The 14016-nt window shown below is 68.9% G+C and carries 18 protein-coding genes; 7 read left to right on the forward strand and 11 right to left on the reverse strand.

Going from position 1 to position 14016, the window contains the following annotated elements; all coding sequences use genetic code 11:
- The first annotated feature begins 29 nt into the window (after positions 1 to 29).
- The gene (locus AB8998_RS05865) at positions 30 to 284 is read left to right on the forward strand and encodes a DUF1330 domain-containing protein (protein WP_369741441.1); all 255 of its coding nucleotides are present in this window, start codon (positions 30 to 32) and stop codon (positions 282 to 284) included.
- On the opposite strand, the gene AB8998_RS05870 is transcribed toward AB8998_RS05865, so the two are convergent.
- The 3 genes from AB8998_RS05870 to AB8998_RS05880 all read right to left on the reverse strand — a co-directional run bounded on the left by AB8998_RS05870 (position 285) and on the right by AB8998_RS05880 (position 2485).
- The gene (locus tag AB8998_RS05870) at positions 285 to 482 is read right to left on the reverse strand and encodes a ferredoxin (RefSeq protein WP_369737024.1); all 198 of its coding nucleotides are present in this window, start codon (positions 480 to 482) and stop codon (positions 285 to 287) included.
- 11 nt (positions 483 to 493) lie between these two features.
- Positions 494 to 1699, reverse strand: a complete 1206-nt coding sequence (locus tag AB8998_RS05875) for a cytochrome P450 (RefSeq protein ID WP_369737025.1) — start codon at positions 1697 to 1699, stop codon at positions 494 to 496.
- Between the two features lie 159 nt (positions 1700 to 1858).
- Positions 1859 to 2485 (reverse strand): TetR/AcrR family transcriptional regulator, encoded by a 627-nt coding sequence (locus tag AB8998_RS05880; protein ID WP_369737026.1) that lies wholly within the window; start codon positions 2483 to 2485, stop codon positions 1859 to 1861.
- Between the two features lie 143 nt (positions 2486 to 2628).
- On the opposite strand from AB8998_RS05880, the gene AB8998_RS05885 reads away from it, so the two are divergent.
- The 5 genes from AB8998_RS05885 to AB8998_RS05905 all read left to right on the forward strand — a co-directional run bounded on the left by AB8998_RS05885 (position 2629) and on the right by AB8998_RS05905 (position 6474).
- Positions 2629 to 3996: an aromatic ring-hydroxylating oxygenase subunit alpha gene (locus tag AB8998_RS05885; RefSeq protein WP_369737027.1), complete on the forward strand. Its 1368-nt coding sequence runs from the start codon at positions 2629 to 2631 to the stop codon at positions 3994 to 3996.
- Positions 3993 to 4523, forward strand: a complete 531-nt coding sequence (locus AB8998_RS05890; RefSeq protein WP_369737028.1) for a hypothetical protein — start codon at positions 3993 to 3995, stop codon at positions 4521 to 4523. The genes AB8998_RS05885 and AB8998_RS05890 overlap by 4 nt, the downstream gene beginning before the upstream one ends.
- Before the next feature lie 19 nt (positions 4524 to 4542).
- Positions 4543 to 5007: a hypothetical protein gene (locus tag AB8998_RS05895; protein ID WP_369741443.1), complete on the forward strand. Its 465-nt coding sequence runs from the start codon at positions 4543 to 4545 to the stop codon at positions 5005 to 5007.
- 121 nt (positions 5008 to 5128) lie between these two features.
- Positions 5129 to 5884: an SDR family NAD(P)-dependent oxidoreductase gene (locus tag AB8998_RS05900; RefSeq protein ID WP_369737029.1), complete on the forward strand. Its 756-nt coding sequence runs from the start codon at positions 5129 to 5131 to the stop codon at positions 5882 to 5884.
- On the forward strand, positions 5881 to 6474 hold the full coding sequence (locus AB8998_RS05905; RefSeq protein ID WP_369737030.1) for a carboxymuconolactone decarboxylase family protein: 594 nt from the start codon (positions 5881 to 5883) through the stop codon (positions 6472 to 6474). The genes AB8998_RS05900 and AB8998_RS05905 overlap by 4 nt, the downstream gene beginning before the upstream one ends.
- Here the strand turns inward: AB8998_RS05905 and AB8998_RS05910 are convergent.
- From AB8998_RS05910 to AB8998_RS05935, 6 genes are read right to left on the reverse strand one after another with little or no spacing between them, the layout of a single operon-like run.
- Positions 6399 to 7271: an NAD(P)-dependent oxidoreductase gene (locus tag AB8998_RS05910; RefSeq protein WP_369737031.1), complete on the reverse strand. Its 873-nt coding sequence runs from the start codon at positions 7269 to 7271 to the stop codon at positions 6399 to 6401. The genes AB8998_RS05905 and AB8998_RS05910 overlap by 76 nt on opposite strands.
- Entirely contained in the window at positions 7268 to 8083 is an 816-nt protein-coding gene (locus AB8998_RS05915; protein WP_369737032.1) for an NAD(P)-dependent oxidoreductase, read from the reverse strand. Before AB8998_RS05915 ends, AB8998_RS05910 begins: the two co-directional genes overlap by 4 nt.
- Positions 8080 to 8958, reverse strand: coding sequence for an alpha/beta hydrolase (locus AB8998_RS05920; RefSeq protein WP_369737033.1), 879 nt, complete (start codon positions 8956 to 8958; stop codon positions 8080 to 8082). The genes AB8998_RS05915 and AB8998_RS05920 overlap by 4 nt, the downstream gene beginning before the upstream one ends.
- Entirely contained in the window at positions 8955 to 10616 is a 1662-nt protein-coding gene (locus AB8998_RS05925; protein WP_369737034.1) for a thiolase C-terminal domain-containing protein, read from the reverse strand. The genes AB8998_RS05920 and AB8998_RS05925 overlap by 4 nt, the downstream gene beginning before the upstream one ends.
- On the reverse strand, positions 10598 to 10894 hold the full coding sequence (locus AB8998_RS05930) for a ferredoxin (protein ID WP_369741444.1): 297 nt from the start codon (positions 10892 to 10894) through the stop codon (positions 10598 to 10600). The genes AB8998_RS05925 and AB8998_RS05930 overlap by 19 nt, the downstream gene beginning before the upstream one ends.
- Before the next feature lie 8 nt (positions 10895 to 10902).
- On the reverse strand, positions 10903 to 12210 hold the full coding sequence (locus AB8998_RS05935) for an NADH-ubiquinone oxidoreductase-F iron-sulfur binding region domain-containing protein (protein ID WP_369737035.1): 1308 nt from the start codon (positions 12208 to 12210) through the stop codon (positions 10903 to 10905).
- A gap of 42 nt (positions 12211 to 12252) precedes the next feature.
- On the opposite strand from AB8998_RS05935, the gene AB8998_RS05940 reads away from it, so the two are divergent.
- Positions 12253 to 12726, forward strand: coding sequence for a hypothetical protein (locus AB8998_RS05940; RefSeq protein WP_369737036.1), 474 nt, complete (start codon positions 12253 to 12255; stop codon positions 12724 to 12726).
- A 5-nt stretch (positions 12727 to 12731) separates the two neighbouring features.
- Here AB8998_RS05940 and AB8998_RS05945 read toward each other — a convergent pair whose 3' ends face one another.
- A complete protein-coding gene (locus AB8998_RS05945) occupies positions 12732 to 13598 on the reverse strand; it encodes an alpha/beta fold hydrolase (RefSeq protein ID WP_369737037.1) in 867 nt (288 codons plus the stop codon).
- A gap of 16 nt (positions 13599 to 13614) precedes the next feature.
- Positions 13615 to 14016 carry a Rieske (2Fe-2S) protein gene (locus AB8998_RS05950; RefSeq protein WP_369737038.1) on the reverse strand — a complete coding sequence of 134 codons (402 nt, stop codon included), beginning with the start codon at positions 14014 to 14016 and terminating at the stop codon, positions 13615 to 13617.

Genomic DNA, 14016 nt, shown 5'->3' on the forward strand with positions numbered 1-14016 from the left:
TCACCGAGGCCATCAGGGATCCGGAGGGCATGAAGGCCTACGGCAAGGCCGCCGGAACCGCGATGGCCGGCGCCACCATCCTGGCGGTCGACACCGCGCCCAAGGTCATCGAGGGCACCTGGCACGGCGACCAGACCGTGGTGCTGGAGTTCGAATCGGTCGAGGCCGCGCGTGCGTGGTACGAGTCGGAGGGCTATCAGAAGGCCGCGAAGCTGCGCCAGGCAGCGGCCGACTGCAACGCGGTAATCATCAGCGGCTTCGAAATGCCTTCGGCCCCCGGCTGATCACTCTTCCACGATCGAGATCGCCTGCCGGGGGCACTGGCGGACGGCCTCACGCACCTGCGGCTCGATCTCGGGCGTGACCTCCGTTTGCAGGACGCTCAGCATGTCGTCGTCGCCGAGCTGAAAGACCTCCGGGATGATGCCCATGCACACGCCGTTGCTTTCACACAGGCCCCAGTCGACTTCGATCTTCTTCACGCCCAACCCCCTCAGCGCAGCACCTTGACGGGTACGTTCTGCCACCCCGCGACATTCTGCATGTGGACGCGCTGCAGGCCGTCCCAGTCCAGCTCGTAGCGGGGCATGAAGTCGAGCAGCTTCTCCAGCGCGATCCTGCTCTCCAGGCGGGCCAGCGCCGCGCCGAGGCAACTGTGAATCCCGTATCCCAGGCCGAGGTGCTGCGCCTCGGTCTGGTCGCGCTCGATGTCGAACGTGTCGGCGTCGGTGAAGGCCTCCGGGTCGCGGTTGGCCGCGGCACCGCACAGGAACACGGGCTTGTGCGCCGGGATCACGCCGCCGCTGACGTGCGCCTCCTTGAGCGTCCAGCGCACGTTGTACTGCACCGGTCCCTCGTAGCGCAGCAACTCCTCCACGGCGCCGGGGACCTTCTCGCGGTCCTCCTGCAGCTTCTGCCACTGGTCGGGGTGCTGGGCGAAGATCACCGCCGCGTTGCCCATCAGCTTGGTGACGGTCTCGGCGCCGGCGCCGCCCAGAAGCGTTGCGAAACCGCAGATCTCGATGTCGTCGAGCTTGCGCAGCTGACCGTCCTCGCCGGGGATCTCGGCGGCGATCAGCCGGCTGATCATGTCGTCCTGCGGGTTCTCGCGCCGCTCCTGCACCAGGGTGAAGTAGTACATCGCGGTGTCGATGTTGGCCTGCATGCCGGCTTCGCCGACCTCGATCTGCCCGGGTTCGCGGTGCAGGCTGGTGTCGATCCAGTGCCGCACCTGCTGGCGGTATTCCTCGGGAACCCCGGCCATCCGGGTGATGACCTCCACCGGGAACGGCCCGGAGAAGTCCTGCACGACGTCGAAGCGGTCGGGGTCGGCCGCGCCCAGGTACTTGTCGATGACCTCGATGATCGTCTCGCGCTGGGACTGAATGGCCCTGGGGGTGAAGGCCTTGTTGAGCAGGCTGCGCATGTGCCGGTGCTCGGGCGGGTCCATGAAGATGATCGACTTCAGCTCGGCGGGGATGCCCTTGCGCACCATCGCCAGGTCGCAGCCCCGCGCCGAGGAGTAGGTCTCGAAGTCCTTGAACGCGGCCGCGACGTCCTCGTGGCGGGTCAACGCGTAGAAGTCCTCTTTCTCGTCGTAGTACAGCGGCGCTTCCTCGCGCATCCGTCGATAGATGTCGAACGGATTGTTGAAGTACTCCTCGGAGAACGGATCGAAGACGACCTGGGGCTTGGTCACTGCACACTCCCTCGTGTCAGCTGCGGGCCGGAACCGTTACGGTTGAATGCCTGACTGTAACGCTAACGGTAGCGGTTCGGGCGCGCAGCCGAAAGAACCAAAAACGCGCCATGTCGTCGCGGTTCCCGGGCCGCCGCGGACGGCTGCCCCGGGGCTGACTCAGGCGATGTTCGCGCCGTCCGCAGCGGCGGGTTCGATGCTCGAGATGATCATCGCCAGCCAGGCGCCGTAGAGGTCCTCGCCGTCGAGATGGCTGGCCAGGGTGATGCCCTCGTTGGTGGCCAGCAACACCCGCGCCATCGTCGGCGCCGGTACGCGCAGTCGTCCGCCCAGGCGCGCCACCCCCTCGGTCAGGTAGTCGCTGAGCCAGCGGACCGTCTCGCGCCGCTGGGCGGCGACCCGCTCGCGGGCCTCGGGGCTGCGCAGCAGGAAAAGGGTGAACTCGTGCCCCAGCGCGGCCTGGTCGGTCCCGTCTTTGCTCATCAGGTCCCGCCAGCGGTCCGCCAGCTCGCCCACGTCGACTTCCTCGAGGCTGTGGGCCGACGAGATGACGTCGGCGAAGCCGTCGAGGAACCGCTGCCGATGGCGCTCGATGAGCGCGAGGAACAACTCCTCCTTGCCGCCGAAATGGGCGTAGATGGCGCCCCGGGTGTAGCCCGCCGTGTCGGCGATGTCCTCGAGGGCGGCGCCGCTGAAGCCCTTGCGCGCGAACAGTTCCTCGGCCGCATCGAGCAGCAGGGTGCGGGTGTGCTCGACGCGTCTCTCCCGGGTCCACCGTTCGGCCATCGGGTCATTCTCCCAGATCGAGCGGGCCGGCAGGCCCCGCGGGCGATGTCGATCCCGTCGCGATATACATTCTTGTATATAAGATACGTTCGCGTATAAGGTGATGGGTGCCACAGCCCCGAGGCGTCCCAGGAGGACAGACCATGTCAACGGATTTCGTCGAAACCACGCGGCCCGGTGCGTGGGTGGACGCCACCGGCGCCCTGCCCGACGACCATGACCTCCATCCCACGCGGATTCCGACCGACCGTTACACGTCGGCCGAGTTCCAGCGGCGCGAGCGGGAAGCGATCTGGATGCGGGTGTGGCAGATCGCCGGGCGGGTCGACGACCTGCCCAAGGCCGGGGACTGGAAGGTCTACCAGGTCTTCGACCAGTCGTTCATCGTCGTCCGCGGCAAGGACGAGAAGCTGCGCGGCTTCGTCAACGCGTGCCGGCATCGCGGCAACATGCTGTGTAGCGGCACCGGGAACGCCAAGCGGGGGTTCCTGTGCCAGTACCACCTGTGGTCCTACGACCTCGAGGGCAAGATGCGGGGGGCGCTGCGGGAGCGGGAGAACTCCGTCGGTCCCGAAGCGAAGGATGGGAACGGGCTGCTGCCGGTGTCCGTCGACACCTTCGGCGGCTTCATCTTCCTCAATCCCGACCCGGATGCGGCGCCACTTGCCGACTACCTGGGCCCGGAGGTCGCGGAGCTGCTGGCGCCCTACCACCTCGAGCAATTCACCACCGTCATGGACGTCCGCGAGGCCATCGACTGCAACTGGAAGGTCGTCATGGACGCCTTCAACGAGGGCTACCACATCAACGGCATCCACCCGCAACTGCTGCGCGTCATCCAGATCGACCCCGCCAAGAGCCGCTACCGGTTCTTCGAGAGGCACAGCGTGGCCGTCGCGCCGTTCGAGGTGCAGGCCGCCGGCGCGCAGGCGCAGGTCGACGGCATCATGGATCTGCCCGAGACGTTCCCCTCGACGGCCGCCGTACTGCCCCGCTTCGAGCAACTCGTCGGCGAGTACCGCGCCGCCGACGGATCGGTGGACTTCCCGGACGGCGTCAACGCCCGCAAGCTGCTGCAGCAGGCCACCCGCGACACCCTGACCGGCATGGGCCTGGACGTCAGCGGGCTGACCGACGCGCAGATGAGCGACAACCAGGGCTGGGTGCTGTTCCCGAACTTCTTCATGACCGTCCGCGCCGGCGAATGCCACGTCATCATGGCGTTCCCGCACCCCGACGGCGACCCCAACCGCTGCATCTGGCACGTCAGCAGCTACATGTACCTGCCCGACGAGCACCGGGATGCCTTCCGCGCGAGCCCGATCGACGTCGACGAGCCGGGCAGCTACAAGTATTTCGAGGCGCTGCAACAGGATTACGAGCAGATGCCACGCCAGCAGATCGGCCTGCGCAACGGCAGGCTCGACCACATGTCCCTGGTCAAGGAGGAAGTCGTCATCGCCTACTACCACTCGGTCCTGGACCGCTACCTCGCGGAAGGCGGGAAATGACGCCGACTCTCCACGAACGCCTCGCCCTGCACCGCCGCATGGCCGAGGCCTACCGCAACGCCTATCTGCGCCAGGGGATTCAGGAAGGGGAGGCTTTCGTCGACGTCTGGAAGTTCGCCGCCGACGCGATGTATGCGTCGCCGTACTTCACCGGCGACCGGGCCTTCCTGCTCAGCGAGTTCCCCGAGGAGTCGGCGCGGGCGTCGACGATGGAGGCCAAGGCGTACTCGCTGACGTTCCCCGACTGGAAGCCGGCCGACTTCAAGTACTGGCCCGCCGACAACGGGTTCGTGATGAAGACCCGGTGGGAAGGACACACCAAAGACGGCACCAAGATGGGCTTCTACTCCTACAGCTTCGTCGAGACCAACGACGACGGCGAGGTCACCCGCTGGGAGACCCACGTCAACGACGAGTACAGCGCCTTCCTGGACGTGGCGATCGGCGTGCACGGCCCCTTCCACGGCACCTCCGCCTACGTCGAGGCCCTCGAGCGGTGCCTCGCCGCCGCCGGCGTGTCGGTCTGAGAGGAAAGCGATCACAGTGCTGAGAGACATTTCCGAGGTCATCGACGACTACGCCGGCCGTTCCCGCACCGTGCTGCAGTACGGCCTGACCACCAAACGCCTTGTCGACGAGGCGAAAAAGCCCGGCTTCTCCGCCGAAAGCTGGGCGCCACTGGCCACGCTGGTGGCCACCGACGAGTTCGAGCGTGTCGGCGCCTTCAAGGAAGTGATGGACTGGCCCGCCTACGTCGACTTCCTGACAAACTGGGCGACGTCCTCGGAGTGGGAATGTTCGCTGCGGCGCATCACCGAGACGCCCGACGCGGTGTTCCTCGAGCTCGAAGAGCGCAGCCGCATCGGCGAATTCGCCAACTCGGTCAACTCGCTGTCGGTCTACGCGTTCGACGACGCCGGCAAGATCCGGCATATCGACCTGTACCTGCAGATGGAGCTGCCGCCCGCCGAGATGCTGAAAAGCTTCGAAAGAGCCGAGACCTCGGAATGACCGACATCGACTCCGTCGACGTGTTCGCCGACAACGAGCTGCCGGCCGACCCGTACCTGCCGACGTTCATCCTGCGTGGGCCCACGCGGCTGCACATCCGCTTCGAATAGGGTTCGGGCTTATGCCTTTCGAGGGAACCACCGCGATCGTCACCGGTGGCGCATCGGGCTTGGGCCTGGCGATCGCCGAGGCGCTCGTCGCGCGCGGCGCCAGCGTCGCGATCTTCGACGTCCAGCGCGACCAGTTGGCCGCCGAGGTGGCCCGCCTGCGCGCCGGGGGCGCCAAGGTCAGCGGCCACGCCGTCGACGTCTCCGACCGCGGCCAGGTCCGGGCCGCCGTGGACGAGGTGCGCGCCGAACTCGGTCCGGTGCTGATCCTGGTCAACAACGCCGGCATCGAACAGTTCGGCAAGTTCGCCGAGATCACCGACGACCAATGGGACGCCGTCATGGCCGTCAACCTGCGCGGGCCGTTCATCTGCAGCCAGGAGGTGCTGCCGGACATGACGGCCGCCAAATGGGGCCGCATCGTGAACATCTCGTCGTCGAGCGCGCAGGGTGGCCAGGCGCGCATGGCGGCCTATGTCAGCTCCAAGGCCGGGCTGATCGGCCTCACCAAGAGCCTGGCGCTCGAGCTGGGCCCCAAGGGCATCACCGTCAACACCGTGCCGCCCGGCATGGTGGTCACCCCGATGCTGGAAAAGGCCATCGCCGAGGGGCGGTTCACCGCCAGCCTCGAGCACTTCGCCTCCATCACGCCCGTGCGCCGGGCCGGCCGGCCCGAGGACATCGCCAACGCCGTAACCTTTCTGTGCGCCGACGAATCCTCTTACATCACCGGCCAAGTCATCCCCGTCAACGGAGGCCGCAGGACATGACCACCCCCGAACAGCGCCTGCAACCGCTACCCGCCGAGCAGTGGGGCGACGCGGAATACGCCGCGTTCGGTGCCCTGCTCGGTCTGCCGGGCGACCAGGTGCCCAGGGCCGGCTCGGGGGAGCCCTTCGATCCGTTGCGGTTCGACATCATCGGGCTGCTGGCGCGCCACCCGAAGATGGCCCGCACGTTCTTGACGTTCAACGGGTTTCTGCTGCAACGGGGCGAATTGCCGGCACGGCTGCGCGAGCTGGTGATTCTCCGGGTGGCGCAGACCCGGCGGTCGGCCTACGAATGGGGACAGCACGTCAGAATGGCCGAGCGACATGACATTACCGCGGACGACATCACGCGTCTGGCCGCCGGTAACGAGGGCTTCGAGGGCACGGACCGCCTGGTGCTGGAGGCGGCCGACGAGATGCTCGCCAAGGGGCACGCACGGTGGGAGACCTGGCAGGCGTTGACCGATACCCTCGGCGAGCACGCCGCGATGGAGTTCATCTTCGTCGTCGGCGTCTACGTGCTCTCGGCGATGGCATTCGAGACCTGGCGGTTGCCGCCGGTGCCGGGCAGCGCGCCGCTGCCCGACTGACCGTTCCGGTCGATGCCGATAGCCGTGATGACGTCGTCCAGCACACCGAGGCCGGTGCCGAGTTCCCCGGCTACGCGGCGCACCACGGCCACGTCTTTGGCGACGAACTCGCCGACCATCTCACCGAATGCGGCCACGGAGCCCCTCGCCGCGACCAGGCTCAGCACCCGGCTGCTCGCGCTGCCATGGGCCAGCGCTTCCAGCAGCACCGGCTCCGGCAGGCCGATGCGCTCACCCAACCGAACCGATTCCCCAAGCAGGCCAATGTGCCCCGCGAACAGCGCGTTGTTGACCAGCTTCACCTTCTGTCCGGCGCCGCAGGGTCCGACGTGCAGGACCGGATCGCCGTAGCACGCCAGCACCGGTCGCACCCGTGCCACCGCGTCGTCGGGACCGCCCACGAACAGCGTGACCCCGCCAACCGCGATGTCGTGCGGGCCGCCGCTGAGGGGGGCGTCCACGACGTCGACGCCGTCGGCGCGCGCGACGATCGCCTCCATCGTCCTCGGGCTCGCGGTGGTGTGCACCACCAGCGCCGAGCCCGGCGCCATGGCCGCCGGCAGCGCGCTGTCCAGGCACACCTCGCGCACCTGTTCGTCGGTGAACACGCACAGCACCACGACGTCGGCCTGCGCGGCCGCTGCGGTCACATCCGCAACCGCGCTGGCGCCGAGTGTCTCGAGATCGCTGCGCTTCTCGGCGCCGCGGCCCACGGCCCGGACGTCGTGACCGGCAGCGACGAGCCGGGCCACCATGGGCCGCCCCATCCGGCCCGCACCGACGAACCCGACCCTCACCGGGGATGGCCCATCAGCGCCAGCGTGGCGTCCGCGGCGGCGAGCACGGCCCCGGCGTCTCCCGCGGCCCGGCCGGCGAGGTCGACGACGAGCCGGACGTCCTTCTGCAGCAGCGCTCCGGCCACACCGGCGAGTCGTTCGAGGCCCCCGATGCCGCCGAGTGCGTTGAGCGCGAAGCTGTTTCCGCTGCTGCGGGAGACGACCTCGCTGAGGCGGTCGGGGTCGACACCGAGCGCGCGGGCCAGCGACAGGGCGGTGGCCGCAGTGCCGAGGTTGGCGGTAAACAGCAGGTTGTTGAGCAGCTTGGTGGTCTGGCCAGAGCCCAACTCGCCGAGGTAGACGACCGGATCGGCATAGGTTTCGAAAACCGGGCGGCAGCGCTCGACCACGCCGGCGTCACCGCCGGCCATCACCAGCAGCCGGCCCGCGGCCGCCGCAAGGCCGCCGCCGCTCACCGGCGCGTCGACGACCGAAACCCCCTGCGCAGCGGCTATCTTCGCCAGCTCGCGGCAGGTGTCGGGGTGTACGGTGCTGTGCACCGCGATGACGCTGCCCGGCTTCATCGAAGCCAGCAAGCCGTTCTCGCCGCAGCCGACCTCGTAGACGTCGGCGTCGCCCACTACGCACAGGCACGCCAGATCACAGGCCGCGCCGAGCTCGGCCGGTGATCTGGCCACCGTCGCCGCGGTGTCGGCGAACTGCTCGAGCGTCGCGGGATTGCGCGCCCACAGCATCGTCGGGTGGCCGCCCTCGACGATCCGGCGTGCCATGGGCCCACCCTGGCTGCCCAGTCCGATGAATCCGACCCTCATCCGGAACCCCCGTTCGGCGAGTGCGCGGCCACGCATTCGTGGGCGAAGGAGAGGACTTTCGCGTGGTAGTCCGCCGCGGTGTGGCCGAGGCTGAGGTTGTGCCCCGCGCCTCGCTGGCGGTGGACGGTGAACCGTGGCGCCCCGGAGAACAAGGCCGCGATCTCGTCCATCGCCGAGTCGTCGTTCTGCCAGACCTTTTCGTGATCGGCGATGCTGAACTGCACGGGGATGCGCACGGCGGGGGCGAGTGCGGCGAAGTCGCGGCGGACCCAGTCCGCGACCATGTGTTCCTCGTAGGCCGGTGCCGTCGGCGACACCGTGGCGCCGTTCAGGACCTCGGGCGGGTAGAGCTCCTCCGGGTGCCACAGCAGTTCGCGCAGCCCGGCCGGACGGCGTTCGCGCGTCGCGGCTTTCAGGATGTCGCGGGCCTCGGGGTGGTACTGCCGGCCGGTGCCGGCCAGTTCCATGCCCAGCAAGCCCGCGCCGCGCTCGTCGGCGCCCATCCGCACCGCGAGTTCGCAACCACCGGAGTGACCCATGAGGAACACCCCTGCGCCGCGTGGCCGTTCCCCCAGGATGCGATCCACCGCCCCGTAGGCGAGGGCGACCCGTTGCTCCGGCCGGGCCATCGCCTCGGGGTAGGGCGCCGAGCTGCCGTAGCCGGGCCGGTCGAGCGCCACGACGGTGAATCCCGCTGCCGCACCGGACCGTAACAACGACGACGACGGGTGGCCCGGGCAGTCGAAATACATTGCCGTGGTGCCGCCGCCGTGGATGGCCACGATCACGGCTTTGGGCGACTCGGCCTCGGCGACCAGCGCCGACAGCGGCACCCCGTCGACGATGACGAGCCGCGGCCGCACTGCCTGGTTCATGTGTCCGACCGCAGCAGCAGCACGCCGCTGGGGGTGAGGCCGCCGCTGCTCACCACGCCGACGCGGGCGTCGGCGACCTGCCGGTCGCCGGCCTCGCCGCGCAGTTGGGTGACCGCTTCGTGGATGAGTCCCATGCCGTGGGTGCGGCCGTGCGAGAGCTGGCCGCCGTGGGTGTTGAGGGGCAGCTGGCCGTCGCGGGCGATGTTCTTGCCGCCGTCCAGGAAGTCCTTGGCCTCACCGATCCCGCAGAAGCCCAGCGCCTCGATCCAGGACAGGCAGTTCATGGTGAACCCGTCGTAGAGTTCGGCGACGTCGACATCGCTGGGCCGCAGCGACGTTCGTGTCCACACGTGGGCGGCCTGGCCCAGGACCTGCGGTTCGTGGGTCAACGTGCTCTGGTCCCAGTCAATCCGTTCGACGATCTGCGTTCCGACGGCCTCCACCAGGACGGGTGGCTTGGCCAGGTCCCGGGCGGCGTCGACGGCGGAGACGATGACGGCGATCGCGCCGTCGCAGGGCACGTCGCAGTCGTACAAACCGAACGGCGTGGTGATGGGCCGCGCGTTCAGGTAGTCGTCCATCGTCATCGGCGACCGATACACGGCGGTCGGGTTCAGCTCGGCGTTGGCTCGCTGGTTCAGCGCGATCCAGCCCAGCGTCTCTTTCGTGGTGCCGTAACGGTGAAAGTGCCGCTGCGCGTTCATCGCCAGTGTGTGCGCGGCCGACGTGGCGCCGAACGGGTACATCCAGCCGGCCATGCGTCCCATGGACGGCGCGATCTTGCCCTGTTTCATCAGCTCGTTGAACGTCGCTTCCCACAGCGTCCGGAAGCACAGCACGTGGCGCGCCAGTCCGCCGGCGACCGCGAGCATTGCGGCGATCACCGACCCGCCCGGCCCGAACGTCTCGATGCCGCCGTTGTGCCAGGTCGGCCGGATGCCCAGCGCCGCCTCCAGCGCGGTCACCCCGCCCTCGCCGAATCCGCCGAGGTTCCCGCCGCCGGGGTAGGTGGACAACCCGTCGATGTCGGCGAACGTCAAGCCCGCGTCGGCGATGGCCGCCTCGCAGGCCTGCACGGTCAGCGAGAGCGGCGGTTCCATCAACCGGCGCCCGATCGGCGACATGCCGATGCCGGTTAGGGCGACCTTGTCCTCGAACTTCTCCGCGGTCAGCATGGGCCGGACGTGCTCGGAAAAGCGTTCCGGCGCAATCTCGTCGACGGGCAGCGGGCCGGGCGCGGCGTCGGCGACCGGTCGGAACAGCGGAAGCCACACATCCTCGTGTTGCTCGAAGAGGACCTCCAACTGCTGGCCGAGTTCGAGCCCGTCGGCGTCGCATTCGACGATGTTGGTGGTCAGCCGGATGCGCGGATCCTCGACGAGGGCCACCTGCGCGACCACGTACGGCGCCGGCATGCCGGGCAGGCTGAACCGGTGGTTCACCGTGAACCCGGCCAGCGTCGCCCTGCCGGAGACGGCCCGGATCCCCATGTCACGGGATCGGCAGTACCGGCACACCGGGGCCGGCGGGTGGATCAGCGATGCGCACGCCCGGCATTCCTGCAGCCGCAACGCGCCGTCGGCGCCCGACGTCCAGAAGAACTCGTTGTCCTGCGTGACCAGCGGCAGGGGCCGGCCGGTCAACGCGTGAAACCCCATTCGGCTTCGTTGGACTCGACTTTGAGGTGCGCGGCCGGGTCCTCGTCCCCGTTCAGCGGCGGCGGCACGTCGTCGGGCCGGCGGTCGTCGAGTTCCATGATCGCGTGCACCGGGCAGTCCATCAGAGCCCGCATGACGTCGTCGCGGTCGCTGGCGGCGACGGTACCGTCGCCGATCAGGCAGGCGTATCCCCAGTCGTCGAGCGAGAAGTAGCCCGGCGCGTGCTGGGCGCAGATGCCGAACCCGTCGCACAGGGTGCGGTCGAGGTGGATCTTCAGGGGTTTTGTCATGCCGGGGTCACCGCCTCGACCTCGTAGGGCCGTTCGGCCCGGAACGGGTCGACACGGCATGCCTCGCAGGCGTTGTCGAGATGGCGGGCGACTTCGTCCGGAAATCGGGCAAGCAGGCTCGCCGCCACGTTGGTCGCAGCGTCCAGCGTGGCGCAGGCACCGCGGCCGCGCAGCATCGCCGACCAGCGTTGCAGCCGGCCGACGTCTTCGGCGGTGGCGGCGCCGTCCCGCAGCGCGCCGGTGACCGCGGCCATCGCCGCGGTGCCGTTGAAGCACGAGCCGCACTGCCCGGCGTTCTCGCGGTCGAAGTAGGCCAGCACCGACGCGGCGACCGCGACCGGGCAGTCGTCGGTGAGCACCGCGATCGCCCCGCACCCCAGGCCGCTGCCGAGGCCGCGCAGCGTCTCGTGGTCCAGGGTGGCGTCCAGCACGCTGCGGTCGAGCAGCCCGGCGAAGTAACCGCCCAGCAGCGCGCCCCGCACCCGCTCGGACGAAATGCCGTGCAAGGCGAGGAGTTCGGCGAACGGCAGGCCGTGCGGGATCTCGTAGAGGCCGGGCTGCCGGCCCCCGCCGGTCAGGGTCGCCAGGAAGGTTCCGGGTGACAACGAGGTGCCTAGCGAGCGGAACTCCGCCGCGCCGTGGCGCTGCAGGTGGGGCAGGTTGGCCAGGGTCTCGACATTGCTGACCAGGGTAGGGCGCCCGCCGACGCCGGCTTCGAACGGTCGCGGCGGCTTGTCCGTCGGCTTGGCCGGGCCACCGTTGATGAAGCGGGTGACCGCGGTCTCCTCGCCGGCGATGTAGGTCGGCTCGACGTCCCACAACTCGACCGTGATGTCGCCCAGCGCAGCGGGTTCCAGTTCGGTCAGGGCGGTTTCGACGCTGCGCGCGGATTCCGGGTCGGAGACGTAGACGTGGGCGCGGTGGGTGCCCACCATCGCCGCGGCAAGCCGCAGCCCGTCGAGCACCAGGTGCGGCCGGTGCCGCAGCAACCAGCGGTCCTTGATCGAAGCCGGCTCGCCCTCTTCGCCGTTGGCGACCACGACGGCGCCCCGGCGGGCGCGCCCGTTGTCGCGCACCGCGCGCAGCTTGACCGCGAGCGGGAAGGCCGCACCGCCACGGCCCTGCAAACCGCTGCGCTCGACTTCGCCGAGCAGCTCGTCGGGGGCCGCAAGCGTTTGATAGCCGCCGCGCGCCCGGTATGTGGCGTAAGCCTCGCGCGCGCGGGCGGACTCGTCGCCGAGCAGCCGCGGCGCACACCCGGGCCATGCGGTGACCGTGATCGCCGGCGCGGCGCTGGTTTCCATCAGCTGACTCCCAACGTCCCGGGCCGGGCTAACCTCGAGCACATGCGAACTGCCGTGGTGCGCGTCAATGTCGACCCGCCGGGTCTGCTGACTCCCGCACAACTAGACGAGGGCATGGCGGCGCTCCTCGGGCTCGCCCGCGAACTGGGTGCCGACGTCGTCGACAACAATCTCGCGGCCATGCCGCCGGGCCGCCGGGAGGCGGAGCTGCTCATCGCCGGCGACGACGTGGCGGCCCTCACCGACCGGGCGATCAGCCTGTGCGCCAGAGCGTTCGGCACTGTGCCGGCCCCCGGGGTGGTCACCTACGTCAGCAGGGGCACCGACGACGACGCGCACGGTGTGCTCTCCGCGTTCGGTCTCACCGGCCAGATCGTTCGCACGCCCGGCGACGACGGCTTCGACATCGTCCACGTGACGCTGCGCGAGGCCGATCTCGACAGCATCCCGGAAAGCCGGATCCACACCGCGCTCGAGGCGTCGCTGAACTGCGAGGTTCACATCCACACCGTGTGAACGCATCAGGAGCCCAGGAATTCCAGGATCGGGGGTGCGGCCTGTACCCAGGTGTCGAACATGTTGAAGTGCTGCACCCGACCCGCCGCGCGGTCCTCGGAGGCGCGTTCCCAGGCGTCCTCGGGCCAGGGCGGGTCGATGAGCGTGGATCCCTTGATCAGGCAGCTGACCTCCAGCGAAGTCCGCTTCGGGTGGTCCATGTCGTTCTCGCCGCCCCGGATGATCAGCGTGGGAACTTCGATCCGGTCGAACATTTCGTCCTCGACGCCGGGAATCGTCTGGCCCGGCTTGGACACGAACGCGTTCAGCCAGCGCAACATCACCTTGAGGAACTCGCCGGAGTCGAAGTCGAGGAACCGCTGTTTGTTGTCGGGGTTCTCCTCGATGCGCTCCCGCCATTCCGGCACCTTCACCACGCCGTCCATGCCGGTGCCCCGCACGGCGAGGATGCTCGGCACGATGTAGTAGGACCCCAGCACGAAGGTGCCGTAAATGCCGCCGACGATGTTCCACACCACGAGCTTGGAGACCATCTCGGGGTAGAGCATCGTCGTGAGGATGGAATCCCGTGCGCCACCTGAGCCCCCGGCGAGGATGCAACGCTCTACGCCGATGCCCTGCAATAGGCCGTGCAGCGTCTCGGCGCGCATGTGTGACTCGCTCTGTCCGTAGAACTGCACGTCGGAGGCGCCGCAGTTCGGCCGGTCCCACAGCAGTACCCGGTACCCGCCGGCGACGAGTGCATCGGCCAGCGGGCGCAGCCCGGGGATTTCCTTGCTGAACCGGCCGCCCGGCGTCATGGCGATGAGATCACCTGTGTCCCCGAGGATTTCGTAGACGACTTTGCCGCCGTTCACTTCGATAGAAGACACAGACTCTCCTGTAGTGTCATGCCATCACCAGCACGTCGTTGCCGACCACCCGCACCGGATAGGTGCGGATGCTCCACTCCGGCTTGACCGCGGTCGTGCCGGTCGCCAGCTCGAAACCCCATTGATGCCAGGGGCAATAGATGTATTCCAGGTCGCGGACCATGACCGCGTCGCCGGCGGTGGTCTCGTCGACGACGGTGCGGCCGCGGGCGCGGCCCGAGCACAGCGGACCGCCCTGGTGCGGGCAGTAGTTCGCGATGGCGTAGAAGGTGCCGTTGACGTTGTAGACGCCGACGCCGTGCCGGCCGATGGGGACGAGCTTGTGGGTGCCGGGCGGGATTTCGGCCACGGTCGCGACGATGTGCTCGCGGCCCTGGGCCAGACGTGGCTGGGGCCGCTCGGTGAGGTCTTCTGTCAA

The organism is Mycobacterium sp. HUMS_12744610 (assembly GCF_041206865.1).
In the GTDB taxonomy this organism is placed as follows: domain Bacteria; phylum Actinomycetota; class Actinomycetes; order Mycobacteriales; family Mycobacteriaceae; genus Mycobacterium; species Mycobacterium servetii.

Bases quoted from the DNA above. Each gene is read 5' to 3' on its own strand.
- AB8998_RS05865 (WP_369741441.1), top strand. From the start codon at position 30: ATGAAGGCCTACGGCAAGGCCGCCGGAACCGCGATGGCCGGCGCCACC.
- AB8998_RS05880 (WP_369737026.1), bottom strand. From the start codon at position 2,485: ATGGCCGAACGGTGGACCCGGGAGAGACGCGTCGAGCACACCCGCACC.
- AB8998_RS05885 (WP_369737027.1), top strand. From the start codon at position 2,629: ATGTCAACGGATTTCGTCGAAACCACGCGGCCCGGTGCGTGGGTGGAC.
- AB8998_RS05890 (WP_369737028.1), top strand. From the start codon at position 3,993: ATGACGCCGACTCTCCACGAACGCCTCGCCCTGCACCGCCGCATGGCC.
- AB8998_RS05900 (WP_369737029.1), top strand. From the start codon at position 5,129: ATGCCTTTCGAGGGAACCACCGCGATCGTCACCGGTGGCGCATCGGGC.
- AB8998_RS05905 (WP_369737030.1), top strand. From the start codon at position 5,881: ATGACCACCCCCGAACAGCGCCTGCAACCGCTACCCGCCGAGCAGTGG.
- AB8998_RS05915 (WP_369737032.1), bottom strand. From the start codon at position 8,083: ATGAGGGTCGGATTCATCGGACTGGGCAGCCAGGGTGGGCCCATGGCA.
- AB8998_RS05920 (WP_369737033.1), bottom strand. From the start codon at position 8,958: ATGAACCAGGCAGTGCGGCCGCGGCTCGTCATCGTCGACGGGGTGCCG.
- AB8998_RS05925 (WP_369737034.1), bottom strand. From the start codon at position 10,616: ATGGGGTTTCACGCGTTGACCGGCCGGCCCCTGCCGCTGGTCACGCAG.
- AB8998_RS05935 (WP_369737035.1), bottom strand. From the start codon at position 12,210: ATGGAAACCAGCGCCGCGCCGGCGATCACGGTCACCGCATGGCCCGGG.
- AB8998_RS05940 (WP_369737036.1), top strand. From the start codon at position 12,253: ATGCGAACTGCCGTGGTGCGCGTCAATGTCGACCCGCCGGGTCTGCTG.